Source organism: Microvirga sp. GN3 (assembly GCF_055792825.1).
In genome coordinates, this window is record NZ_JBVVAK010000049.1 from 1 (window position 1) to 21,231 (window position 21,231).

General features: G+C 62.5%; 24 protein-coding genes and 1 tRNA gene. 13 read left to right on the forward strand and 12 right to left on the reverse strand.

Annotated features, from left to right (window positions below; all coding sequences use genetic code 11):
• Positions 1-257: 257 nt before the first annotated feature.
• Together ACS5Q1_RS22225 and ACS5Q1_RS22230 are read right to left on the reverse strand one after the other, a co-directional pair.
• Positions 258-716 (reverse strand): GNAT family N-acetyltransferase, encoded by a 459-nt coding sequence (locus ACS5Q1_RS22225; protein ID WP_473100221.1) that lies wholly within the window; start codon positions 714-716, stop codon positions 258-260.
• Positions 713-1,354, reverse strand: coding sequence for a glutathione S-transferase family protein (locus ACS5Q1_RS22230; RefSeq protein ID WP_473100222.1), 642 nt, complete (start codon positions 1,352-1,354; stop codon positions 713-715). The genes ACS5Q1_RS22225 and ACS5Q1_RS22230 overlap by 4 nt, the downstream gene beginning before the upstream one ends.
• Positions 1,355-1,458: 104 nt before the next feature.
• On the opposite strand from ACS5Q1_RS22230, the gene ACS5Q1_RS22235 reads away from it, so the two are divergent.
• The 4 genes from ACS5Q1_RS22235 (at position 1,459) to ACS5Q1_RS22250 (ending at position 4,851) form a co-directional block, all read left to right on the forward strand.
• Entirely contained in the window at positions 1,459-1,869 is a 411-nt protein-coding gene (locus ACS5Q1_RS22235; protein ID WP_203444227.1) for a DUF4345 domain-containing protein, read from the forward strand.
• Between the two features lie 243 nt (positions 1,870-2,112).
• Positions 2,113-2,385 (forward strand): metal/formaldehyde-sensitive transcriptional repressor, encoded by a 273-nt coding sequence (locus ACS5Q1_RS22240; protein WP_473100223.1) that lies wholly within the window; start codon positions 2,113-2,115, stop codon positions 2,383-2,385.
• 10 nt (positions 2,386-2,395) lie between these two features.
• Complete coding sequence (locus ACS5Q1_RS22245) at positions 2,396-3,223, forward strand: nickel/cobalt efflux transporter (RefSeq protein ID WP_473100224.1); 828 nt, start codon at positions 2,396-2,398, stop codon at positions 3,221-3,223.
• A 215-nt stretch (positions 3,224-3,438) separates the two neighbouring features.
• A complete protein-coding gene (locus ACS5Q1_RS22250; RefSeq protein ID WP_203439941.1) occupies positions 3,439-4,851 on the forward strand; it encodes an adenylate/guanylate cyclase domain-containing protein in 1,413 nt (470 codons plus the stop codon).
• A gap of 81 nt (positions 4,852-4,932) precedes the next feature.
• On the opposite strand, the gene ACS5Q1_RS22255 is transcribed toward ACS5Q1_RS22250, so the two are convergent.
• The 5 genes from ACS5Q1_RS22255 to gatB all read right to left on the reverse strand — a co-directional run bounded on the left by ACS5Q1_RS22255 (position 4,933) and on the right by gatB (position 9,185).
• The gene (locus ACS5Q1_RS22255) at positions 4,933-5,118 is read right to left on the reverse strand and encodes a hypothetical protein (RefSeq protein WP_473100225.1); all 186 of its coding nucleotides are present in this window, start codon (positions 5,116-5,118) and stop codon (positions 4,933-4,935) included.
• Between the two features lie 165 nt (positions 5,119-5,283).
• Entirely contained in the window at positions 5,284-5,805 is a 522-nt protein-coding gene (locus tag ACS5Q1_RS22260; protein WP_473100226.1) for a GNAT family N-acetyltransferase, read from the reverse strand.
• A gap of 32 nt (positions 5,806-5,837) precedes the next feature.
• The gene (locus ACS5Q1_RS22265) at positions 5,838-7,013 is read right to left on the reverse strand and encodes an acyltransferase family protein (protein WP_473100227.1); all 1,176 of its coding nucleotides are present in this window, start codon (positions 7,011-7,013) and stop codon (positions 5,838-5,840) included.
• Positions 7,010-7,648: an SGNH/GDSL hydrolase family protein gene (locus ACS5Q1_RS22270; RefSeq protein ID WP_473100228.1), complete on the reverse strand. Its 639-nt coding sequence runs from the start codon at positions 7,646-7,648 to the stop codon at positions 7,010-7,012. The genes ACS5Q1_RS22265 and ACS5Q1_RS22270 overlap by 4 nt, the downstream gene beginning before the upstream one ends.
• Positions 7,649-7,709: 61 nt before the next feature.
• Complete coding sequence (gene gatB / locus ACS5Q1_RS22275) at positions 7,710-9,185, reverse strand: Asp-tRNA(Asn)/Glu-tRNA(Gln) amidotransferase subunit GatB (protein ID WP_473100229.1); 1,476 nt, start codon at positions 9,183-9,185, stop codon at positions 7,710-7,712.
• Between the two features lie 350 nt (positions 9,186-9,535).
• Between gatB and ACS5Q1_RS22280 the strand changes: the two genes are divergently transcribed.
• Both ACS5Q1_RS22280 and ACS5Q1_RS22285 read left to right on the forward strand, forming a co-directional pair.
• Positions 9,536-9,865, forward strand: a complete 330-nt coding sequence (locus tag ACS5Q1_RS22280) for an LPXTG cell wall anchor domain-containing protein (RefSeq protein ID WP_203439947.1) — start codon at positions 9,536-9,538, stop codon at positions 9,863-9,865.
• 161 nt (positions 9,866-10,026) lie between these two features.
• The gene (locus ACS5Q1_RS22285) at positions 10,027-10,554 is read left to right on the forward strand and encodes a hypothetical protein (protein ID WP_203439948.1); all 528 of its coding nucleotides are present in this window, start codon (positions 10,027-10,029) and stop codon (positions 10,552-10,554) included.
• A 6-nt stretch (positions 10,555-10,560) separates the two neighbouring features.
• Here ACS5Q1_RS22285 and ACS5Q1_RS22290 read toward each other — a convergent pair whose 3' ends face one another.
• The 5 genes from ACS5Q1_RS22290 to ACS5Q1_RS22310 all read right to left on the reverse strand — a co-directional run bounded on the left by ACS5Q1_RS22290 (position 10,561) and on the right by ACS5Q1_RS22310 (position 14,861).
• Positions 10,561-11,481, reverse strand: a complete 921-nt coding sequence (locus ACS5Q1_RS22290) for a DMT family transporter (protein ID WP_473100230.1) — start codon at positions 11,479-11,481, stop codon at positions 10,561-10,563.
• A 113-nt stretch (positions 11,482-11,594) separates the two neighbouring features.
• On the reverse strand, positions 11,595-11,909 hold the full coding sequence (locus ACS5Q1_RS22295) for a hypothetical protein (RefSeq protein ID WP_473100268.1): 315 nt from the start codon (positions 11,907-11,909) through the stop codon (positions 11,595-11,597).
• Positions 11,900-13,414 (reverse strand): Asp-tRNA(Asn)/Glu-tRNA(Gln) amidotransferase subunit GatA, encoded by a 1,515-nt coding sequence (gene gatA / locus ACS5Q1_RS22300; RefSeq protein WP_473100231.1) that lies wholly within the window; start codon positions 13,412-13,414, stop codon positions 11,900-11,902. Before gatA ends, ACS5Q1_RS22295 begins: the two co-directional genes overlap by 10 nt.
• Positions 13,415-13,541: 127 nt before the next feature.
• Positions 13,542-13,829 (reverse strand): Asp-tRNA(Asn)/Glu-tRNA(Gln) amidotransferase subunit GatC, encoded by a 288-nt coding sequence (gene gatC, locus ACS5Q1_RS22305; protein WP_203439952.1) that lies wholly within the window; start codon positions 13,827-13,829, stop codon positions 13,542-13,544.
• 330 nt (positions 13,830-14,159) lie between these two features.
• Positions 14,160-14,861, reverse strand: a complete 702-nt coding sequence (locus tag ACS5Q1_RS22310; protein ID WP_473100232.1) for a metal-dependent hydrolase — start codon at positions 14,859-14,861, stop codon at positions 14,160-14,162.
• A gap of 130 nt (positions 14,862-14,991) precedes the next feature.
• On the opposite strand from ACS5Q1_RS22310, the gene ACS5Q1_RS22315 reads away from it, so the two are divergent.
• From ACS5Q1_RS22315 to ACS5Q1_RS22345, 7 genes are all read left to right on the forward strand, one after another.
• Positions 14,992-16,257, forward strand: a complete 1,266-nt coding sequence (locus ACS5Q1_RS22315; RefSeq protein WP_473100233.1) for an ABC transporter substrate-binding protein — start codon at positions 14,992-14,994, stop codon at positions 16,255-16,257.
• Positions 16,258-16,259: 2 nt separating this feature from the next.
• Positions 16,260-17,231 (forward strand): carbohydrate ABC transporter permease, encoded by a 972-nt coding sequence (locus ACS5Q1_RS22320; RefSeq protein ID WP_473100234.1) that lies wholly within the window; start codon positions 16,260-16,262, stop codon positions 17,229-17,231.
• Positions 17,228-18,052 (forward strand): carbohydrate ABC transporter permease, encoded by an 825-nt coding sequence (locus ACS5Q1_RS22325; protein ID WP_473100235.1) that lies wholly within the window; start codon positions 17,228-17,230, stop codon positions 18,050-18,052. The genes ACS5Q1_RS22320 and ACS5Q1_RS22325 overlap by 4 nt, the downstream gene beginning before the upstream one ends.
• A gap of 16 nt (positions 18,053-18,068) precedes the next feature.
• Complete coding sequence (locus tag ACS5Q1_RS22330; RefSeq protein WP_473100236.1) at positions 18,069-19,205, forward strand: ABC transporter ATP-binding protein; 1,137 nt, start codon at positions 18,069-18,071, stop codon at positions 19,203-19,205.
• A 204-nt stretch (positions 19,206-19,409) separates the two neighbouring features.
• A complete protein-coding gene (ruvX, locus tag ACS5Q1_RS22335; protein WP_473100237.1) occupies positions 19,410-19,970 on the forward strand; it encodes a Holliday junction resolvase RuvX in 561 nt (186 codons plus the stop codon).
• Positions 19,971-20,116: 146 nt separating this feature from the next.
• A tRNA-Gln gene (locus tag ACS5Q1_RS22340) sits at positions 20,117-20,190 on the forward strand.
• Between the two features lie 203 nt (positions 20,191-20,393).
• On the forward strand, positions 20,394-20,528 hold the full coding sequence (locus tag ACS5Q1_RS22345) for a hypothetical protein (protein WP_256451892.1): 135 nt from the start codon (positions 20,394-20,396) through the stop codon (positions 20,526-20,528).
• Positions 20,529-21,231 lie beyond the last annotated feature (703 nt).

Genomic DNA, 21,231 nt, shown 5'->3' on the forward strand with positions numbered 1-21,231 from the left:
GAGAAGCATCGAAGTCAGAGCGGAGTGGGATCGGCATGGCAACCCTCCTTGGCTCACCAAGTTGAATCACACCCACCGCAATCCTGGAAATCACGAACGAGTCAGACCTTCAGGGACCTGGTATGAGGCGCTTTTCCGAAGAACTTCACCGTCATCCCCGGACTTGTTCCGGGGATCCATGCCTTTGCACCGTTGTGGTTCCCAAGACGTGGATGGCCGGGACGAGCCCGGCCATGACGTGAGGATTGGCTAATAAATTACAACTTCTTCTTGAACCCCTCATGGCTGCGGGCGAAGCCCAGGCGCTCATAGAAGCGATGAGCGTCCTTGCGGGTCTTGTTGGAGGTCAGCTCCATCGCCCTCACCCCGTGGGTGCGGGAATGGTCCTCTGCGAAGGCGATCATCTGCGCGCCGATGCCTCCCGAGCGCCGCGCCGCCTTCACCTTCACACTTTCCACCTTCACGCGCATGGCTCCGCGCCCGGTAAGGTTGGGGATGTAGGTGAGTTGGAACGTGCCGACGACTTCGTCACCATCGATAGCGACGAAAAGCCTGTTGTCGGGGCTTCGTTGAATGGCCGCGAAGGCGGCCTCATAGGCGGGTCGGGTCTCGGGTGACCAGACATCGCCGTGAGAACCGAGTTCGTCCTCCTCGTGCAGGCGGATGATCGCTTCGAGATCACCGGCCTGCGCTTCGCGGATCGACAGAGCGCTCATGCCGCCACCTGGGATTCCATCGGCAGCAGATCCGCACGCGCCTTGAAGCCGGGCAAAGCCTCGATGCGCTTCGCCCATGCGCTCACCTGGGGATACACGGCAAGATCGATCCCCGCCTCGCCGGCGAAAGTCACGACGCCGTAGATGTCGATATCGGCAATGGTCACACCCTCACCGACGAGCCACTGGCGGCCTGCGAGCTGACTTTCCAGAACGCCCAAGGCGCTCTTGGCCGCGTTGACGCAATCCTCGACCACTTCCGGCGCCGCTTTCCGAAAGCCTGCCTTGACCACGCGGGCCTTGTAGAGAGGCGCCGCGAGACGGTCGAAATCCCAATAGAGCCATTCGCGCGCCTGCAATCGCTCGTCGAGATTGGCGCCGCCGAAGCGGCTCGTCATGTCGGCGAGATATTCCAGGATCGCCGCCGACTGGCACAGGTGGCGCCCATTGTTGCGGTCGATCAGCAGGGGCACTTGGCCGTAACGCTGCCGGGACAGATGGGGAGGCTGCTTGTGCTCGCCGGCCATCATGTTCACGTGCACGTAATCGAACGGCTCACCCATGAGCGACAGGGTGAGAGCGACCTTGTAGGTCGGCCCCGAATAGGCAAATCCGTGGAGTTCGAAGCGCGCCGGCATGATGTGTGCCCCTGTGAGATAATTCTGTGGCCCGGGAACCTAGTCGATTGTCTCTTTCTCGGGAAGGAGCAGAATCTCATGCAACGGGGGATGTCATGGCCAGCATCGAACGAGAGCGGAAACTGTTGCAGCAGAGTGTGGCCATCGTGGCCACTCTTCCCGTCGCCACGGGGCTCTACGGTGTCCTGTTCGGGCAGGCGCTCACGGGGGATGCGGTGTCGATTTCGGCGGAAAGCCATTTCCGCTTCATGTCCGGCCTTCTCCTCGGCATCGGCCTCTGTTTCTGGAGCACCCTGCCCTCCATCGAGATCAGGACCGGCCGTTTCCGGCTTTTAACCCTGCTCGTCGTCATCGGGGGCTTGAGCCGATTGATCGGCCTAGGGCTGACCGGTCTGCCCTCGTTCTTCATGATCGGCGGCCTGTTCGTGGAACTCGTCGTCGCGCCGGTGCTGTGCCTGTGGCAGACGCGCGTCGCCAATCTCTACGCGGAGGAATACGGGGTCGCGGAGGCGTAAGCCTTCGTTCGACCTCAAAGTCCGGCTCATGTTCCGCGAGCCCGCATCCAGAGGGCCGAAGGCGTCTCGAAGGACGAGGGCGCCTCCAGAGTATGCTGGATCCTCCTTCGAGACGCCTGCTGCGCAGGCTCCTCAGGATGAGGCAGAGTTAGATGAGCTCCTCCAAGAACACACTCGACCGGACCGTCTGAACCCTCGACAGATATAGGGTACCCCCCTATACTATGGCTAAGGGAAATCGAGATGTCTCACACCATTCAGGCCAAAACGAAGCTGCTCGCTCGCGTGCGCCGCATCCGCGGTCAGGTCGAGGCGATTGAACGGGCGCTCGAGAACGAGCTCGGCTGCGCAGACGTGCTTCAACTCGTCGCTTCCGTGCGAGGAGCCATGAACGGCCTCACGGCGGAACTCATCGAGGATCACATCCATCACCATGTGGTGGAACCGGTGCAGGAATCCGACCGGATGCGCGGCGCCGAGGAACTGATCGACGTCGTGCGCACCTATTTGAAGTAGCGAGGCGGTTATGCCCGATCTTGCCAGTCTCATTCAGGCGGGAGCTGCCAATCCATGGCTCTATCTTCCCGCCGCCATTCTGCTCGGCGCCCTGCACGCCTTGGAGCCTGGCCATTCCAAATCGATGATGGCAGCGTTCATCGTGGCCGTTCGGGGCACGCCGGCGCAGGCCACATTGCTCGGCATCTCAGCCGCTATCGGCCACACGATCGTCGTCTGGGCATTGGCACTGCTCGGTTTGTATTTAGGCGACAAGCTGATCCTTGATCGCGCGGAACCGTGGCTTGTCCTGCTTTCAGGACTTCTGATCATGGCTCTTGCCTTTCGCATCTTCTGGATGCTGCGGGCTATGCATCATCATGGCCATGATCACTACCATGACCATGGCCATGAAACTCATCACAGGCATCATGGTCATCATGATCACCTCCACGATGATCCTCGCGAACATCTCGATGCTCACGCCGCAGCTCATGCCCACGAGGTTCGGCAACGCTTCGGCGGCAATCGGAATGTCACCAACTTTGACATCGCCTGGTTCGGTTTCACCGGTGGCCTGCTGCCGTGCCCTGCAGCCATCGCAGTGCTCCTGATCTGCCTGCAGCTGCGCGCCTTCACGCTCGGCGTCAGTATGGTGGCGGCTTTCAGCATCGGGCTTGCCATCACGCTGATTGCCGTCGGTGTCTTCGCAGCCTGGGGAACACGGATTGTGCGAGCACGATGGGCCAGGCTGGAGGAATGGGGCGAGAGGCTCCCCTATGTCTCGGCGGCGCTCGTCTTCGTGATCGGCACCATCATCGCTCTCCAGGGATTGGGGAAGCTCGGCCTTATCGCCTGAATATTCCTGAGCCTCCCGAGACGAAGCTTGAGTTTATTCGATGAAACCGAGGCGGTATTCGTACCGCCTCGGCTCTTGCTTTGCTTGAAGAACGTGCCTGACTGCACCAGCTTTGCTATCATGGGGTTGGATAATCGGAAGGTTGGCCCCCATTCCGAGCCTGAGCGTTCCGAGATCGTCCATTGCAAGTTCGCACCTCTTAAGAAGGCTGCACCATGAGCGAAGACGAGAAACTCCTCGCGATTCTCCGACAATCTGCCGATGTCGATACCGATGTCGTTAATGCCATCGAGCGCCTGATCCGCGAGGCGCCCGACCACGAACTGAACCGCATCAATGCGCTTGCCTTCGCGGCCAAGAATGAGCTCGATGAGGAACAGGTCATCGGCACCTTCCTTCACGCGGCCCGGCTCGGGCTGTTTGAGATGTCCTGGAACGTGCTTTGCCCTGGGTGCGGCGGCGTGCTCGAGTCAGGCATGAGCCTCAAATCTGTGAATCAATGCGAATACAGCTGCGCCCTCTGCGCTGCCGGATACGAGCCGACCCTCGATGAGATGGTCGAGGTCACGTTCACAGTGAGCCCCAGGGTGCGCAAGATCGCAGCGCATGATCCCGACACCATGCCCATGCATGAATACATGCGCCAGATCTTCTGGAGTTCGGGGATCGATCTCCCGGACGATTTCGAACGCCTGATCGACGAAATTGTGCTCGATGCAGTGGAGCTTCCGCCCGGCGAGCGAGCGATCCTGTCGCTTCAGCTTCCGGCGGAATTCGTGATCGTTTTCGAACCGGTCACCCACGCGGCGCAATTCATCGACGTGAAAGGCGAGCCTACCCGCGAGCGCCAGAGCCTCTCGCTCGTTCTCAACGAGAGCCATCCGGAGAACCAGACACTCACCATGCAGCCGGGACCGTTGCGGATTTCGCTCGAGAACCGCACGAACCGGCGTGTCCTGCCCGCCGTATGGGTTGCAGGCAACGAGCTGCATCACATGATGAAGCAGAGGCGGGCCTTCCTCACGGCGAAGCGCCTGCTCACGAACCAGACCTTCCGCGATCTCTATCGCACCGACACACTCGACATCGATCAGCGCCTGAAGATCACCAGCCTCACCTTCCTGTTCACGGACCTGAAGGGCTCGACGGAACTCTACGAGCGTGTCGGCGATCTCGTGGCCTACGACCTCGTGCGCGAGCACTTCCGCGTTCTCCACGAGATCGTCGCGGCCGAGGCCGGAGCGGTCGTGAAAACCATCGGCGATGCGGTGATGGCGACATTCCCCACACCGGACCACGCGATCTCGGCGGCGTTGCGCATGCGCGATGCGATGCGCGGGCTCAACGAGCAGCGTGGAAACGAGGATCTGCTGCTCAAGATCGGCATCCACGAGGGGCCATGCCTCGCCGTGACGCTGAACGACCGGCAGGATTATTTCGGCCAGACGGTGAACATCGCCTCCCGCGTCCAGGGACTTGCAGTCTCGCGCTCCATCTTCGCAACGGGCGCCGTGGTCGAATATCCGGAAGCCTCGCATATCATCGAGCGGCGGGGCCTGCGCCCCACCCTGCAGAAGACGGCGCTTCGCGGAATCAACGACGAGTTCTCTGTCTACGAGATTCCGTGATGGGCTGACCTTACATTCCTCATGGCGGATCGCGGAAGGATACGGGACGACCGTACCCTTCCGAAAAACCGTTGACCATGATCAGTCGCGCCCGCTCGCATCCTCCCCAATGTCCTTGAGCAAATGAGGACTGAGCCTTGCGCGAAGGGAAGCCAGCACTTCGGAGGATGGGGATGTTTTTGCGGATATCTGGCCGCGCTCACGCACGGTTGGAATCAGATCAATGCGAATGGTCAGCCAGACGAGGGAAAGCGTAATCTGCTTCATCGAAACCTGCAGCGTTGTTGAATGGAAGGATTGCGGCGTGGGTGCATGGGACAAAGTGCAAAACCATGTGACGCCTCCTTCGGCTGAGGTTGATGAAAAAGCGGCTGAGAAATCAGCCGCTCGAACAGATTACTCGATCTTCAGTCGTTTTGCCAGACAGATCTTCTAAAGTTTCTTCTCGAACCGATATTCCGCCGTTTTCGAAATGTCGGTGTGCTGGCGCTGCCCATCGATCTGCGTGTAGCCCAGCCTCGCGTAAAGCCTGTGCGCGGTCGTAAAGCGCGTGTCAGACCAGAGAACGATGCGGCTGGCGCCTTTCGTCCGGGCGTGGCTCTCCGCCTGTCGCACGAGCAGGGAGCCGAGCCCCTGTCCGCGCCGGTCGGAGCGCACATAGAGCCGGTGCAGTTCCGCCGTTCCACCCTCCGGGAAGTCGACGGCCCCGCAGGCACAGACGCGTCCGCGCTCATCCTCGACGGCCCAGAAGGCGCCACCGGTCCCGGCATAGGACGACCCGGGGGTGATCAGGTCCGGCAGATCGTCGTGCGGATCGACGAAGCAACCCGGATATTCCGCGAAGCACAGCGACAGAAGCCCGAAGAGATCCTGCGCGTCGGTATCGACGACAGACCGGATGACGGGGGTGGAGGAAGCCGCCGCAAGGAGCGGCGTGAGGCGGGACATCGTCATGATCGATTGGTCTTTTGGCCGGTGCAATGGATTCAGACAGGTTTCGGGAGCACGGAAGCGGTGGCCCTGCGCCCAAGAAGGAGATCGCGCATGAATCCGGTCCGGCGTTCAGTGAAGACAGAGAAGGCAAAGGCTGCGACGAGTGCGGCAAACGCGAGGCCGGCGAAAGCCGCATAGGCCGACACGCTTGGACGAACCAGCATCGAGGGCCAACCGTACCACTCGAGAAGGCCGCCCAGAAACACGGTAACCGGTACGTGGATGAGATAAAGCGAGTAGGAGAAATCCGCTCCGATGCGTACCGGGCCCGCGAGCGGGCACCAGGACAGCAACGGCCGGTTTGCGATGGCGAGCGCCGTTCCCAATCCGACCATGAGATCGGTGCCGAAGGGCGGCAGAATCTGCAGGCGTGAGATGAAAAATCCAGCTGCAATCACAACCAGTCCGGCGAGGCCTGCAGCCATAGGCATATCGCGCGCCCGAACGATCTGGGCCGCCAAGGCCCCCGCGAGCCAGATGATGAACCAAGGCGTCCATCGCAATAGCCCGCCTGCAAGGGAGGACACGCCGAGGAACAGCAGCGCAATGACACAGAGCTTGAGCGCTTTCGGGAATTTCGCGAGACAGGTGCCGAACAGAACGGGCGCGAGAAGATAGAACACCCATTCGTAGCCGAGCGACCAGAGTGGCGGGTTGGCACCAAGCGGCTTGCAGAAAATCCCCTGCACGGCGGCGAGATTGCAGGCGATCTGCCCCCAGCTCCAATCCGAAGTGACACCGATTGGCATCAGGGGCCGCTCGCCGAAGAAGCGTGTGTCAATCAGGTAGGATCGTCCGATCCAATCGAGCAGCAGGGTCAGCACCAGGGCCGGCAGGAGGACAACGTAAATGCGGGCAAAGCGGCTGGCGAAATAGGTCTTCGCGTCGAACCTGTTCTTTTGCAGCGAGCGCCACACGCCACCGCCGACCAGGAAGCCGCTGACGGCAAAGAAGATCGCCACGCCTTCCCGGTGGATGCCCGTCAGGAAATAGAAAACCTTCGTCCCCAATCCTGCCTGAGCGACATCCTGAAAACTCACGAAGACAAGGCCGCGGGTATGCCCGAAGAGCACCAGCAACGCCGCACCTAGGCGCAGAAAGTCCAGGAACGGCCAATGCGCGCCGCTTGGCGCAGCAGGATTACTGTCTGGCGGACTGGCCTCGTTCATCGCCCCTCGCTTCGCGCCGTCACGGCGGCGATCGTCGTTTCAAGCATGTCGTGCAGCAGGCGATAGGCCTTCGCCGACAGATGAATGCCATCCGTCGTCATCCCTTCCCTCGCAGTGCCGTTGTCATCCGCAAATGCTCGCTGCAGATCGACGATGCCGGCCACGCGACCGTCTGCGATCTGCACGATACGGCGGCTCAAGGATGCTATGGCATCGAGGGAATAGAAGCTCGTCAGGCGCTTGGCCTGCTCGATCGGCGGCGGGGTCAACACGACGACGGGAACTTGCGCTTCGCTGAAATGCCCGACGATCCGCTCGAAATGCTCCATCGCGCCATCGAGCGCGCCATCGGTGCAATCCTTCTTGGCATCGTTGGTGCCGACGAGCAGCACGGCGATGCTGGGCTCGGCCGATTGCAGGAGAAGCGGCACGCGCGGCTCCAGCGCTTCGGTCCAGATGCCGGAATAGCCGGCATTGAGCACGGGGAGCGCGCCGATGCGGTTCCAGTAGAAGCCTTCGACGAGGGAATCGCCGATGAACAGCAGCCCGCCCGGCCCGACTGCAGGTTTGTGCGAGCTGATCACGATGTCGCGGATCAGCCAATGCGGAGCGAAGGGATTGGGCTGCGAGGTCACGGGATGAAGCGCCTTGCAAGAGTCCCGGCGGATGTGCTCCGCCGGGAATGGCCGAGCGGCCTTACTCGATCCCGAGTTTCTGTTTCAGGATCTCGTTGAGGGCCTGCGGGTTGGCCTTGCCACCCGTGGCCTTCATGGTCTGGCCGACGAACCAGCCGAGCAGGGTCGGCTTTGCCTTCGCCTGCTCCACCTTGTCCGGGTTGGCGGCGATGATCTCGTCCACGGCCTTCTCGATGGCGCCCGTGTCGGTCACCTGCTTCATGCCGCGCTTTTCCACGATCTCGCGCGGATCGCCGCCTTCCGTGAAGACGATCTCGAACAGGTCCTTGGCGATCTTGCCGGAGATCACGTTCTCACCGATGAGCTCGATGATCGCGCCGAGCTGCGCGGCCGAGACCGGCGATTCCGTCAGATCCTTGCCTTCCTTATTGAGGCGGCCGAAGAGCTCGTTGATGACCCAGTTCGCGGCGGCCTTGCCGTCGCGGCCCTTGGCGACCTCCTCGTAGAAATCGGCAGAAACGCGCTCGGCCACCAGCACGCCGGCATCATAGGCCGGCAGCCCATAGGACGACATGAAGCGGGCCTTCTTCTCGTCGGGCAGTTCCGGCAGATGCTGAGCGAGATCGTCCACATAGGCCTGGTCGAATTCGAGCGGCAGCAGGTCCGGATCGGGGAAGTAACGGTAATCGTGCGCCTCTTCCTTCGAGCGCATGGAACGGGTCTCGCCCTTGCCCGGATCGTACAGGCGGGTCTCCTGATCGATCTTGCCGCCGTCCTCCAGGATCGCGATCTGGCGCCGCGCCTCGACCTCGATGGCTTGGCCGATGAAGCGGATCGAGTTGACGTTCTTGATCTCGCAGCGCGTGCCGAGTTCATCGCCCGGGCGGCGCACCGACACGTTCACGTCCGCGCGCAGGTTGCCCTTGTCCATGTCGCCGTCACAGGTGCCGAGATAGCGCAGGATCGTGCGCAGCTTGGTGACATAGGCGCGCGCCTCGTCGGCCGAGCGCAGGTCCGGCTTCGACACGATCTCCATCAGCGCCACGCCGGAGCGGTTGAGGTCGACGAAGCTCAAGGTCGGGTGCAGGTCGTGGATCGACTTGCCGGCATCCTGTTCGAGATGCAGGCGCTCGATGCGCACGGTGATGGTCTCGCCGGACTCCGGAACGTCCACGATCACCTCGCCCTCGCCCACGATGGGGCTCTTGTACTGGCTGATCTGGTAGCCCTGCGGCAGGTCCGGGTAGAAGTAGTTCTTGCGGTCGAAGGTGCTGCGCAGGTTGATCTCGGCCTTGAGGCCCAGCCCCGTGCGGATCGCCTGGCGCACGCATTCCTCGTTGATCACGGGCAGCATGCCGGGCATGGCCGCGTCGACCAGGGAAACGTGGCTGTTCGGATCGCCACCGAAGGCCGTCGAGGCGCCGGAGAACAGCTTGGCCTGGCTCGTCACCTGGGCATGGATCTCCATGCCAATGACGATTTCCCAATCGCCTGTCGCGCCTTTGATGAGCTTCTTAGGGTTGACCGGAGCGTTCATGAACCTGCGCCTTTATCTCTCGCCTTTGCCAAAGCATCGGACCAAAAGTGGATTTGCACTTTTGGGACCCATCCGATGCTCCCTTCAATAGCGCATCGCTGGGCGCGGACCCAGAGGGCCGCGTCAGCGAAAACCGGGTCCACTTTTCCGCGCGATGCTCTAGCCGGAGTAAGAGCGACCCTTGAATGGGTCAACCCCCTTCAAGATGAACGGATGTTCAGGATGATGAACCAACCGTTAAGATTAGACGTAAATTATGCACAGATTTCGAAAATAATTGCCACGCTCCTATGAAACCCCATCGGAAATACTGCGTTGTTCGGGAGGTAAAACGGTCAAGGAGTTTCAAAATGGCTATGGATCCCATGGATCGCGAACCGAATGTCTACAATCGCGAGACCAATGTCTACGATAACACGGGACGCGGTTCGAACACTCTTGCTTACGTGATCGGTGGCCTTGTTGTCGCGCTGGGCTTGCTGGCCTTCCTCTTCTATGACGGCGGCAGCAACGAACCGAGCACCACCGGCAGCACCGGCACCCAGACCGAGAGCTCCTCGCCAAGCACCGGCTCGACCGCTCCGGTCACCCCGACGACCCCGTCGGCTCCGTCGGCTCCCGCAGCCCCGGCGACCCCGTCTTCTCCGGCCGCTCCGTCGGCTCCGGCCAATCCGCAGTAACCTCGCGTCCTGCGTAACACTGCGCATGATGGGCCTGACCCTTTTGGGTCAGGCCCATTTTTTGCGTGGGCCGTCGCTCATTTCCCGAGGAACCAAGCCGAAGCGCGAACGGTTAGGCTTGATAAAACCGCCTCACCCGGCAGCGCACAAGGAGCATTGAGATGGCGAGCAAGTCGAGCTTCACCCCTGAGGAATGGTCCCGCCTCGTGGCGAGCCCCGTCGTCGCCAGCATGGCGATCACCGCTGCGGATCCGGGCGGGCTGTGGAGTCTGCTGCAGGAATCCATGGCGAGCGGCTGGGCGCTTCTGGAGGCAAAGCAGGATGCGCAGGCCACACCTCTGGTGAAGGCAGTCGCCGACGATATCGCCAACACGGAAACGCGAAACGCCGTTCGTGAGTCCTTCCAGGCGCAGTTCAAGGGCAGCCAGTTCGCCGATATCAAACGCAAGGCCATCGAGGAGCTTCGCGCCGTCTCGAACCTGCTCGACACCAAGGCTCCGGAAGATGCTGCATCTTTCAAAGCCTGGCTTTGGAGTGTCGCACAGAAATCGGCGGAGGCCGGCAAGGAGGGCGGCTTCCTTGGCTTCGGCGGTGTTGCCGTCAGCGACGCCGAAAAGGCGACCCTGGAGGAAATCGCCACGGCGCTGGGCAACCCGGCGGGAGCCGGCGCAGGATTGGCCGAAACCTGACTCTGGTCAGGCCGCCTGCACGGCAGCCTTCCGTTTGCCGTCCGGGATCGTCATGAAGGCCACGCCGGCAAGGATGCAGAGAAGCCCGATCCAGGCCGCCTCGCTGAGGCTCTCGCCGAGGAAATATGCTCCGATGGCGATGCCGATCGGAGCCCGCAGATAGGCCTGGGCCGTGGTGCCGACTGATCCCAGCGTCCGGATCAGGCGGAAATAGATGGCGAAGGCTATGGCGGTCGAGAACACGGCAAGGCCGATCAAAGCCAAGATTGAGGCTCCTGACGGAGCCAGGGCCCAGGGCCGGTCCACCATGAGGCTCAAAGGCAGCAGGATCGTCGCCCCCGAGAGGAGCGAACCCGCCGCCGGGGCCATAGGATCGAGATTCTTGAAGTTGCGACCGAAGATGGCAGCTCCGGCATAGCAGATTGTTGCCAGCACGACGGCAAGCTGCGCCGCCAGTTCCTGGCCGACATGGGTGAAAGCCTGGCTGCCGACGATGATGCAGGTCCCGCCAAGGCCAAGGACGACCCCGACGAACTTATGGAACGACGTCGCCTCGTGACGGGACCAGAGCACCGTGATCAGGAAGGTGAAGACGGGCGTCATCGAGTTCAGGATGACGGCGAGGCCGGCATCGATGGATTTTTCCGCCCAGGCGATGAGCGTGAAGGGAATGACGCTGTTGAGACAGGCCTGAACCGCGAAATTCCGCCAGCTCGCGCCATCCCGAGGAAGGCTGATCCCGCGCCACCGCATGATGAGCATGAGGATTCCGCCCGCGATCAGCGTGCGGGCGGCAATCAAGGTCACGGGCGGGATCGTGTCGATTCCGATCTTGATGAAGGTATAGGACGAAGCCCAGAGCGTCGCGAGAGTGGCCAGGAGCGCGAGCTCGACGGGGTAGTTGGGCTTGAGGTGGCTCTTCGCCATGAATGAGGGTCCGTGCGCTGCATGGGAGGTGGCATGAACCTGACACGAGCCGGGCCGATTGTCGCCCTACGACGCTTCGGCGCCGACCGAACTATTGCAGTGCCGAAACCTGCCTAGCGCCTCGCCACCCGCCGGGCGGCATAGGCCCCGCTGGCCCAGAGCATCGCGGCGACGAAGCGGACAGGGAACAGGGTCAGCGCATCGGAACGCACCGGGGCGATCCAGGGCAATCCCAAACTGCTGATCACCCAGGAGACCAGCGCCGACACCGCCAGCGCCGCCATGCCGATGATCAGCACCTTGCCGAACTGGTCGGCCTTCCACCCGAGCCAGACCGCGATGAGGACCAGAACCGGATCGAAGGCCGCGGGCAGCCAGTCCCAGAGATGGACAACGGGAACGGTGGGATGCACGTCGCTTACGCCCACCAAGCTTCAGGCAGCGTGATGCGGCCGGCGGAATCCTCGATCACCTGACCGGCGGCGAAGAGGGTCTCCTCGTCGAAGGCGCGGCCGATGAGCTGGAGCCCGAGCGGCAGCCCCTGAGCGTCGAGCCCGGCCGGCACGGCAATACCCGGCAGACCCGCCATGTTCACCGTCACCGTGAAGATGTCGTTGAGGTACATCTCGACCGGATCGCCCGAGCCCTTCTCGCCGATGCCGAAGGCGGCGGACGGCGTGGCCGGCGTGAGGATAGCATGGACGCCCTGCGCATAGACCTCCTCGAAGTCGCGCTTGATCAGGGTGCGCAGCTTCTGCGCGCGGACGTAATAGGCGTCGTAATAGCCGGCCGACAGCACATAGGTGCCGATCATGATGCGGCGCTTGACCTCGCGGCCGAAGCCGGCGGCACGGGTCTTCTCGTAGAGATCGACGATATCCCGGCCATTCTCACGCAGGCCGTAGCGCACGCCATCGTAGCGGGCGAGGTTCGAGGAGGCCTCGGCCGGTGCCACGATGTAATAGGCCGGCAGCGCGTATTTGGTGTGCGGCAGCGAGACCTCGACGATCTCGGCGCCGGCAGCGCGCAGCCATTCGGCGCCCTGGTGCCAGAGCTGCTCGATCTCGGGCGACATGCCGTCGACCCGGTATTCCTTCGGAATGCCGATCTTGAGGCCCTTCACGCCGCGCGAGACGGCCGCCTCGAAATCCGGCACCGGAAGGTCGACGCAGGTAGTGTCCTTGGCGTCGGGGCCGGACATGGAGCGCAGCATGATGGCCGAGTCCCGCACGGTCCGGGTGATGGGGCCAGCCTGATCCAGGGACGAGGCGAAGGCCACGGTGCCCCAGCGCGAGACGCGTCCATAGGTCGGCTTGATGCCGACAGTGCCGGTGAAGGCCGCCGGCTGGCGGATCGAGCCGCCGGTATCGGTCGCCGTGGCGCCGAGGCAGAGATGAGCGGCAACCGCCGCCGCCGAACCGCCCGACGAGCCACCGGGGACCAGATGGGTACCCTCGACGGCGCCGGACGCACCGGCGCTTACGTTCGAACCCTCGCGCCGCCAGGGCGACACGACCGGGCCGAAGGCACTGGTCTCGTTGGACGAGCCCATGGCGAACTCGTCCAGGTTGAGCTTACCGAGCATGACCGCGCCGTCGTTCCACAGATTCCGGGTGACGGTGGATTCATAGGGCGGATGGAAATTGCCGAGAATCTTGGAGCCGGCGGTGGTGGTCACCTCCTCGGTGCAGAAGAGGTCCTTGATGCCGAGCGGAATGCCCTCGAGCGCTCCGCCCTCGCCGCGGCCGATCTTCTCGTCCGAGGCCTTGGCCATGGAAAGTGCCTTCTCCGGCGTCTCGAGCACATAGGCGTTGAGCGCCCTCGCCTTCTCCATGGCGGCGAGATGGGCCTTGGCGAGTTCCGTTGCGGAGAAAGTCTTGGCTTTCAGGCCATCGCGGGCCTCGGCAATCGTGAGATGGGTCAGTTCGGTCACGGGACTGGATCTCTTATCTCGACGTCATGGCCGGGCTCGTCCCGGCCATCCACGCCTTATTCTGCGGGAGATCCCCGGGTCGCGCTGCGCTTGCCCGGGGATGGTCGAGTAAAAGGCGAGTCGCCTTTTACTCGACCACCTTGGGCACCAGGAAGAAGCTGTCTTCCGTGGCGGGGGCGTTCTCGACGATCTTCTCCGGATAGCCGCCATCAGTCACGCCGTCCTGGCGCTTCTTCATGACCATCGGCGTCACGGAGGTCATCGGCTCGACGCCCTCCACGTTCACCTCGTTGAGTTGCTCGACGAAGGAGAGAATCGCGTTGAGCTCGCCCTGGAGATGAGGCACCTCCGCATCCGTCACGGCAATGCGCGCCAGATGGGCGATGCGGCGGACCGTTTTCTCATCGACCGACATGAATGGTCTAACCTCTTGGAAATCTGCTGGCCGGCCTATAGCACCCGCCCGCCTCGGGGGGCAATGTTGGATGTGGGGAACGCCAATGTTCGCGTGTCATCCCGGACGGAGCGAAGCGGAGATCCGGGATCGGGTGCAGGATGTGGTGCTTGAAGCTCAACACTGTCATCCCCGCGAAGGCGGGGATCCATAACCGCCGACAGCGCCGGACTGGTCCAAGGTTGTGGTATGGATCCCGGGCTCCGCTTACGCGGCCCCGGGATGACAGTGCTGGACTGGTTTCCTCGATCCCGGATCGGCTTCGCTGTCCGGGATGACACTCATCGAGAATCAAACTGTCACGCCCACCGTCTTGTGCGGCACCACGACCTGAATTCCCTTGCCGTCGAGGGCCGCGACGAAGCGGTCGGCGTTGGGGACCAGCGGCGGGAACGACGCGTAGTGGCAGGGGATCGCGGCCTTCGCGCCGCCGAAAAAGCGCTCGATCGCCAGCGCCGCGACCTCGGGGCCCATGGTGAAGCGGTCGCCGATGGGCACGATGACCACGTCGGGCTGATGGATCTCGGCGATCAGGGCCATGTCTCCGAAGATGTCCGTATCGCCCATGTGATAGATTGTCGGCTCGCCCGGGGCCTTCACGATGATCCCGTTGGCGCTGCCAAGGGGGAAGTTCACGTCCATTTCCACGAGGCCGGACGAATGGTCGGCGCGCACGAGCGTCACGCTGAAGCCGCCCTGGTCCGTCGTACCGCCCGTATTCATGGGATCGAAGTTCTGAACGCCCTGCTTGGCAAGATACATGCAGAGCTCGAAATTGGTGACGACCTTGGCGCCCGTCTTCTTCGCGATGTCGGCGGTATCGCCCACATGGTCCCCGTGACCGTGGGTGAGCAGGATGTGGGAGATGCCTTCAGCGATCTTCGCCTTATCGCCCTCGAAGGCCGGATTGCCGGTGAAGAATGGATCGATGAGCACAGCTTTGCCGGCGAAATCGAGCCGAAAGGCGGAATGGCCGAACCAAGTGATTTTCATGAAAACATCCTCGTTTTGGGAACATGACATGGGGCACCCTCGCCTCATGACCACGTTCCACAGGAACAAAACGCAAGGTGGGAGCTTTAAGAAGCTAAGCAATAACCATCAGGCCTGCAGGAGGATAGCCATGCCACGCCTCATCACCAGCTTAGTTGCAGCCGCCGGTATCGCCGCATCGACCAGCGCCTGGGCCGTCGAGATTTCCATCGCGTGCAGCGCGCTCGGCAAGGAATACGAGATCTGCAAGCAGGGTGTCGATACCTGGGCGCAGAGAACCGGCAACACGGTCAAGATCGTCTCGACGCCCAATTCCGCCACCGAGCGCCTTGCCCTCTTCCAGCAGCTTCTCGCCGCCGGCGCCGGCGATATCGACGTGTTCCAGATCGACGTGGTCTGGACCGGCACCCTCGGCAATCATCTGCTCGACCTGACATCGAAGGCGCAAGGCGCGATTGGCGATCACCTTCCGGCCATGGTCGAAACGAGCCGCGTCGACGGCAAGCTGATGGCCGTGCCTTGGTTCGCCGATGCCGGCCTTCTTTATTACCGCAGGGACCTCCTGGACAAATACAAGCGCCCCGTACCGCAGACATGGGCGGATCTCACCGAGACCGCCCGCCTCATCCAGGAAGGCGAGCGCAAGGAAGGCAAGGGCGAGTTCTGGGGCTATACTTGGCAGGGCCGCGCCTATGAGGGATTGACGACCAATGCTCTCGAATGGATCGCCTCGAACAACGGCGGCACCATCGTCGACGAGAAAGGCGAGGTCACCATCGATAATCCGAAGGCCATCGAGGCTTTGAAAACTGCGGCGGGCTGGGTCGGCACCGTCACGCCGGAAGGCGTACTCAACTACACGGAAGAGGAATCGCGTGGCGTCTTCCAGGCCGGCAACGCCCTCTTCATGCGCAATTGGCCCTATGCCTGGGCATTGGCTCAAGGAGCCGACAGCACCATCAAGGACAAGGTGGGCATCGCGCCCCTGCCCAAGGGTGGCGCGGACGGCCGCCATGCGGGAACACTTGGCGGACAGCTTCTCGCCGTCTCGAAATATTCTAAGAATGCGCAAGCCGCGACGGACCTCGTGTTGTACCTGACGAGCGAGGCCGAGCAGAAGCGCCGCGCGGTCGAAGGCTCCTTCAACCCGACCATCGTGTCGCTCTACAGCGACACGGACATCGCCAAGGCCAATCCCTTCATCGGCGATCTCGTGGACGTGTTCAGCAACGCAGTCGCCCGCCCCGCCACCGTGACGGGCCAGAACTACAACAAGGTCTCGACCGAGTTCTTCAACGCGGTGCATCAGGTGCTGTCCAAGCGCGCAGAACCCGCACAGGCATTGAACCGCCTCGACCGTGACCTGAAACGGATCAAGCGCAACGGCTGGCAATGATCATGAGCGGCGCGGTCGCCCAGGCAGACGCTCCCATGCAGAGCGACGTGCGCCGCCGCCGTTCCTCCCTCACGCGTTCGCGCATCAGGGCGGCGTGGCTCTTCATCGCGCCGAGCCTGATCGCCGTCGCGCTCATTGCGGGCTGGCCTCTGGCGCGGACCATCTGGTTCAGTTTCACCGATGCCGACCTCAACAACTTAAGCGACTACGCGTTCATCGGCTTCGAGAACTATCTCGCCAATTACGATGGCGAATGGCTCGGTCTCCTCACTGATCCCGATTGGTGGCACTCCGTGTGGAACACGGTGTGGTTCACCCTCGTGTCGGTTTCCATCGAGACGGTGCTCGGCATCATCGTGGCGCTGATCCTCAACGCGGCCTTTCCCGGTCGCGGCCTCATGCGCGCCGTCATCCTCATTCCCTGGGCGATCCCGACCGTGGTCTCAGCCCGCATGTGGAACTGGATGCTGCACGACCAGTTCGGCGTCATCAACGACATGCTGATGCGTCTTGGTCTGATCGCCGCTCCTATCACATGGACGGCCAATCCCGACACGGCGCTCTGGACCGTCGTGATGGTCGATGTGTGGAAGACGACACCATTCATGGCGCTTCTCATCCTCGCCGCCCTGCAGATGCTGCCGGGCGACATCTACGAAGCCGCGAAGGTGGACGGCGTTCATCCCGTGCGCGTGTTCTTCCGCGTGACGCTGCCGCTCATCAAGCCGGCGCTCATCGTCGCCATCATCTTCCGTGCGCTCGATGCGCTTCGCGTCTTCGACCTGATCTATGTGCTCACCGCCAATTCGCGCGACACCATGTCGATGTCGGTCTATGCCCGCCAGCAACTCGTGGATTTCCAGGAGGTGGGCTTAGGCTCCGCCGCCTCGACGCTGATCTTCCTCATCATCGCGCTTCTCGTCGTCATGACGCTGGCCGCAGGACGCGTGCGGCTTGGGGAGGATCCGCGATGAAGGTTCTCGCCCGCATCGGCTTCTGGCTCCTCGTCATGGCCATCGGTTTCTTTGCCGTCTTCCCGTTCTATTATGCGATCATCTCGTCGTTCCGCTCGGGCGCCGAGCTGTTCTCGGTGGCGTATTTCCCTGAGCGGTTCGACCTCTCGAACTATTTCGCCGTGTTCGAGCGTCAGCCCTTCGGGCAGAACATTCTCAGCTCGATCGTCGTGGCTGGCTCCGTCGTCGCCCTGTCGCTGGGCTTAGGGATCACGGCGGCCTATGCGTTCGGGCGCATCGCTTTTCGCGGCCGTTCGCTGCTGCTCATGACGATCCTCGCCGTCTCCATGTTTCCGCAAGTGGCGGTGCTCTCCGGCATGTTCGAGCTGATCCGCAGCTTCGGGCTCTACAACACCCTGCCCGGCCTGATCCTCGCCAACCTCATGCTCACCCTGCCCTTCACGATCTGGGTGCTCACGACCTTCATGCGCGAGTTGCCCAAGGAGATCGAGGAGGCCGCCTTCGTCGATGGTGCGACGCCATGGATCGTCGTGCGGCGCGTGTTCCTGCCTCTCATGGCGCCCGCCGCGGTCACCACGGGCCTCCTCGCCTTCATCGTCTCATGGAACGAGTTTCTCTTCGCCCTCACCTTCACCCTCACGAACGAGCGGCGCACGGTGCCGCCCGCCATCGCCCTCATGACGGGATCAACGGCTTATGAGCTGCCCTGGGGCACGATCATGGCGGCTTCCGTCATCGTGACCCTGCCGATCATCGCGCTGGTGCTCGCCTTCCAGCGCAAGATTGTGGCGGGCCTCACGGCCGGCGCGGTGAAAGGCTAATCGGGAATGCAACGCAATGGCTGATGTCGTTCTCAAGAATGTCCGGAAATCTTTCGGTCGCATGAAGGTCATCCATGGAGTCGATCTCGACATCCGCGACGGTGAGTTCGTGGTCTTCGTCGGTCCTTCCGGCTGCGGGAAATCCACGCTGCTGCGTCTCATTGCCGGCCTCGAGGACATCACGGCAGGCGACCTCTTCATCGGCGGCGAGCGCGTGAACGACTTTGTTCCGGCCAAGCGCGGCATCGCCATGGTGTTCCAGTCCTACGCGCTCTATCCGCACATGAACGTCTACGACAACATGGCCTTCGGCCTCGAACTGGCGAAGTCGTCGAAAGCGGAGATCGACCGCAAGGTGCGCGAGGCCGCGCGCATGCTTCAGATCGAGCATCTCCTGGACCGCAAGCCGCGCCAGCTCTCGGGCGGCCAGCGGCAGCGCGTCGCCATCGGCCGTGCCATCGTGCGTGACCCGAAGGTGTTTCTCTTCGACGAGCCGCTCTCCAATCTCGATGCGGCGCTGCGCGTGCAGACTCGCATCGAGATCACGAAGCTCCACAACGACACGCGTGCGACCATGATCTATGTCACGCACGATCAGGTGGAAGCAATGACGCTGGCTGATCGGATCGTCGTGCTCAATTCGGGACGGATCGAACAGGTCGGCACGCCGCTTGAGCTCTATCATCGGCCCGCCAATCGGTTTGTCGCCGGCTTCATCGGCTCGCCGCAGATGAACTTCATCGAATGCCAGGTCGCTGGCGTTGGACCGAATGAGGTGGCGGTGAATCTTCCCGGTGGCAGCCCATTGTCCGTTCCGGTCTCACCGGCGGAGGTTCAGCCGGGCGAGACCGTCACCCTCGGCGTCAGGCCCGACCACGTGCGGGTGACCGATCGAGGATCGCTCACCGGCCGCATCGAGCTGGTGGAGGAATTGGGCGAAAACCACCTTCTCTACGTCGATGTGGGCGAGGGCCATCGCCTGACCGTGCGCGAGCCGGGCGATGCACGACACGAGGTGGGCTCGACCGTCAGCCTCGATCTCACCCGCGAGTTCTGCCACCTGTTCGACCGCTCCGGAGAGGCCCTGCCGTCTCGCGCCGGCACCGTGAACCCCACCCCATCATCGCCTGACCTGACGAGCAGCGCTGCCTAATGTTGTCATTCCCTGCCGGAGATGGCGCAGCCATCGGAGGGGAAGGGAATCCACTGATAGGCGCCGCTTCATGGATCCCCTTCCCTCGCTTCGCTCGCCGGGGATGACAAGGGGCTGCGCTCTCTCACATGAAGACTCCCGTCTCGACGCCGGGCCACTTCCCCTATACTGGCTGGGTCCGGCAGGTGCACGAGGAGGCGGCCCATGATCTCACGAGACGACGAACTGGTCGCCTTCATCGACGGACTTTCCCCCCGCGCGCGCCTCATGGGTCTCGATCTCGGCACCAAGACCATCGGCCTTGCCCTCTCGGACGTGGAGCGGCGCATCGCCACCCCGCTCGAGACCATCAAGCGTGTAAAGTTCACGCCCGACGTGGGCCGCATCAAGGATCTCGCCACGCGCCACGAGGTTGGCGGCCTCGTCTTCGGCCTGCCGCTCAACATGGACGGCACGGAGGGCCCCCGCTCGCAGGCGACCCGCGCCTTCGTGCGCAACATGAAGCCCCTCCTGCCCCTGCCGGTCCTTTTCTGGGACGAGCGCATGTCCACCATGGTGGTGACCCGTACCCTGCTCGATGCGGACGCCTCCCGGGCCAAGCGGGCCGACGCGGTCGACAAGATGGCCGCCGCCTACATCCTGCAAGGGGCGCTGGACCGCTACGAGCGGATCGTCGCCGATGCGGCAGAGGCAGAGGATGAAGCCGCCTTCAGGAAAGGGGTCGACACGGAGGGGCCGCCCGAAGGCGGTGCGCTGGACGAGTAGCGGCCGGCCCGATCCGGCCCCATTTCAAGGCTTGACGAGGCGTCAAAAGCCCCCTATCTCAGCGCCAACCGCGACGCCGGTTTCGGATCCCTGCCTGAAATGCTGAGACGAATTTCAGAAAAGGCAAAGGATTTCAATGGCTTCGGTGGGGGATAGTTTAATGGTAGAACAGCGGACTCTGACTCCGTTAGTCTTGGTTCGAATCCAGGTCCCCCAGCCACTTCAAATCATTGAGAAATTTTGACTTGAAGGCCGGAACGGCGAAGTCGCTTTTCAGCTAATTGCTTTTTCGCTCCCGCCCCCCTCTCTCCACGACAGCTCGAACATTGACTTGTGATCGTCAGCGTCACAGGTTCGATAGTTGTCGATGCCGGTGCGCTGGCGGCAGCAACGCTTCCGACCAGTCGGCCGATGGAGCTCCCGATGATCACAGGACGCGCATGGCATGATTTGCCCATCGTCATCATCCTGGGACTGGTGGTTGGGCTCGTGTTCGGCCAAATCGTGAAGCTGATTCCACCCGAGCCCACGAACATTGTCAGCCAAGCAAAGCGCTAGAGCAGTTTTCGGCGAAGTGGATCCGGTTCACCGTCAAAAATGCAGCAAACCAAGGAGAAGAGATGATCCACGTCAGTGGAACAGCTCTAGAAGCCGGTAAGGCACGTCCCCTCCAGCTTCTCGTCCAGACGAGAACGGGGCTTGGGCGACTTCATGCGAGGCGCTCTCTTCGCCCCTTCCTGCGATACCCTCGGTATGATGTACCGCCGCACTGCTCTACCCCTTTAGGGACATGGCCCCTCGTTCCGAGGCTGTCTAAAAACGGAAACAAGCGCGCGCTTGGCGAACCTTACCCAAGATGCGCCTTTACAGTGGGGCAGCGATGGTTCACGGGGCTAACGAGACTGACAGAGTACTCGATCAAAAGCGGCAAGAGGTGACAACGCGTTTGGCCCGTGAGACCAGAATTGGCTGGCCCACTCTGGTCGCCACTGTCGTGATCCTCGCAGTAGGCGCACTTATATCCTTGTACCTGCTGCTCCATGCATGCGGAGGCCGTTGACTACTCAGCCCGGGGCCTCAGCACCGCGCAACGACGGAGCGTCGCAATTCTCTGACCCGCGACGCTCCAGGTTCGCTTACCAGCATTCCAGCGGGTCGTTAGGTCCGGGGGGCGTACCGCAATAAAGCGGGTCGATGCCAGGGTCGCTGCTAGGGCCGGGAGGCGTGCCACAGAAAAGGGGATCATCGCCGCCAAGGCCGC

What these genes read in the sequence shown, in the direction of transcription:
- ACS5Q1_RS22245 (WP_473100224.1), top strand. Translation starts at nt 2,396, where the DNA reads ATGCCCGATCTTGCCAGTCTCATTCAGGCGGGAGCTGCCAATCCATGG.
- ACS5Q1_RS22345 (WP_256451892.1), top strand. Translation starts at nt 20,394, where the DNA reads ATGATCACAGGACGCGCATGGCATGATTTGCCCATCGTCATCATCCTG.
- ACS5Q1_RS22280 (WP_203439947.1), top strand. Translation starts at nt 9,536, where the DNA reads ATGGCTATGGATCCCATGGATCGCGAACCGAATGTCTACAATCGCGAG.
- ACS5Q1_RS22325 (WP_473100235.1), top strand. Translation starts at nt 17,228, where the DNA reads ATGAAGGTTCTCGCCCGCATCGGCTTCTGGCTCCTCGTCATGGCCATC.
- ACS5Q1_RS22310 (WP_473100232.1), bottom strand. Translation starts at nt 14,861, where the DNA reads ATGAAAATCACTTGGTTCGGCCATTCCGCCTTTCGGCTCGATTTCGCC.
- ACS5Q1_RS22230 (WP_473100222.1), bottom strand. Translation starts at nt 1,354, where the DNA reads ATGCCGGCGCGCTTCGAACTCCACGGATTTGCCTATTCGGGGCCGACC.
- ACS5Q1_RS22265 (WP_473100227.1), bottom strand. Translation starts at nt 7,013, where the DNA reads ATGAACGAGGCCAGTCCGCCAGACAGTAATCCTGCTGCGCCAAGCGGC.
- ACS5Q1_RS22320 (WP_473100234.1), top strand. Translation starts at nt 16,260, where the DNA reads ATGAGCGGCGCGGTCGCCCAGGCAGACGCTCCCATGCAGAGCGACGTG.
- ACS5Q1_RS22250 (WP_203439941.1), top strand. Translation starts at nt 3,439, where the DNA reads ATGAGCGAAGACGAGAAACTCCTCGCGATTCTCCGACAATCTGCCGAT.
- gatC (WP_203439952.1), bottom strand. Translation starts at nt 13,829, where the DNA reads ATGTCGGTCGATGAGAAAACGGTCCGCCGCATCGCCCATCTGGCGCGC.
- ACS5Q1_RS22290 (WP_473100230.1), bottom strand. Translation starts at nt 11,481, where the DNA reads ATGGCGAAGAGCCACCTCAAGCCCAACTACCCCGTCGAGCTCGCGCTC.
- ACS5Q1_RS22330 (WP_473100236.1), top strand. Translation starts at nt 18,069, where the DNA reads ATGGCTGATGTCGTTCTCAAGAATGTCCGGAAATCTTTCGGTCGCATG.
- ACS5Q1_RS22260 (WP_473100226.1), bottom strand. Translation starts at nt 5,805, where the DNA reads ATGACGATGTCCCGCCTCACGCCGCTCCTTGCGGCGGCTTCCTCCACC.
- ACS5Q1_RS22225 (WP_473100221.1), bottom strand. Translation starts at nt 716, where the DNA reads ATGAGCGCTCTGTCGATCCGCGAAGCGCAGGCCGGTGATCTCGAAGCG.
- ruvX (WP_473100237.1), top strand. Translation starts at nt 19,410, where the DNA reads ATGATCTCACGAGACGACGAACTGGTCGCCTTCATCGACGGACTTTCC.
- ACS5Q1_RS22240 (WP_473100223.1), top strand. Translation starts at nt 2,113, where the DNA reads ATGTCTCACACCATTCAGGCCAAAACGAAGCTGCTCGCTCGCGTGCGC.
- ACS5Q1_RS22315 (WP_473100233.1), top strand. Translation starts at nt 14,992, where the DNA reads ATGCCACGCCTCATCACCAGCTTAGTTGCAGCCGCCGGTATCGCCGCA.
- gatB (WP_473100229.1), bottom strand. Translation starts at nt 9,185, where the DNA reads ATGAACGCTCCGGTCAACCCTAAGAAGCTCATCAAAGGCGCGACAGGC.
- ACS5Q1_RS22285 (WP_203439948.1), top strand. Translation starts at nt 10,027, where the DNA reads ATGGCGAGCAAGTCGAGCTTCACCCCTGAGGAATGGTCCCGCCTCGTG.
- ACS5Q1_RS22255 (WP_473100225.1), bottom strand. Translation starts at nt 5,118, where the DNA reads ATGAAGCAGATTACGCTTTCCCTCGTCTGGCTGACCATTCGCATTGAT.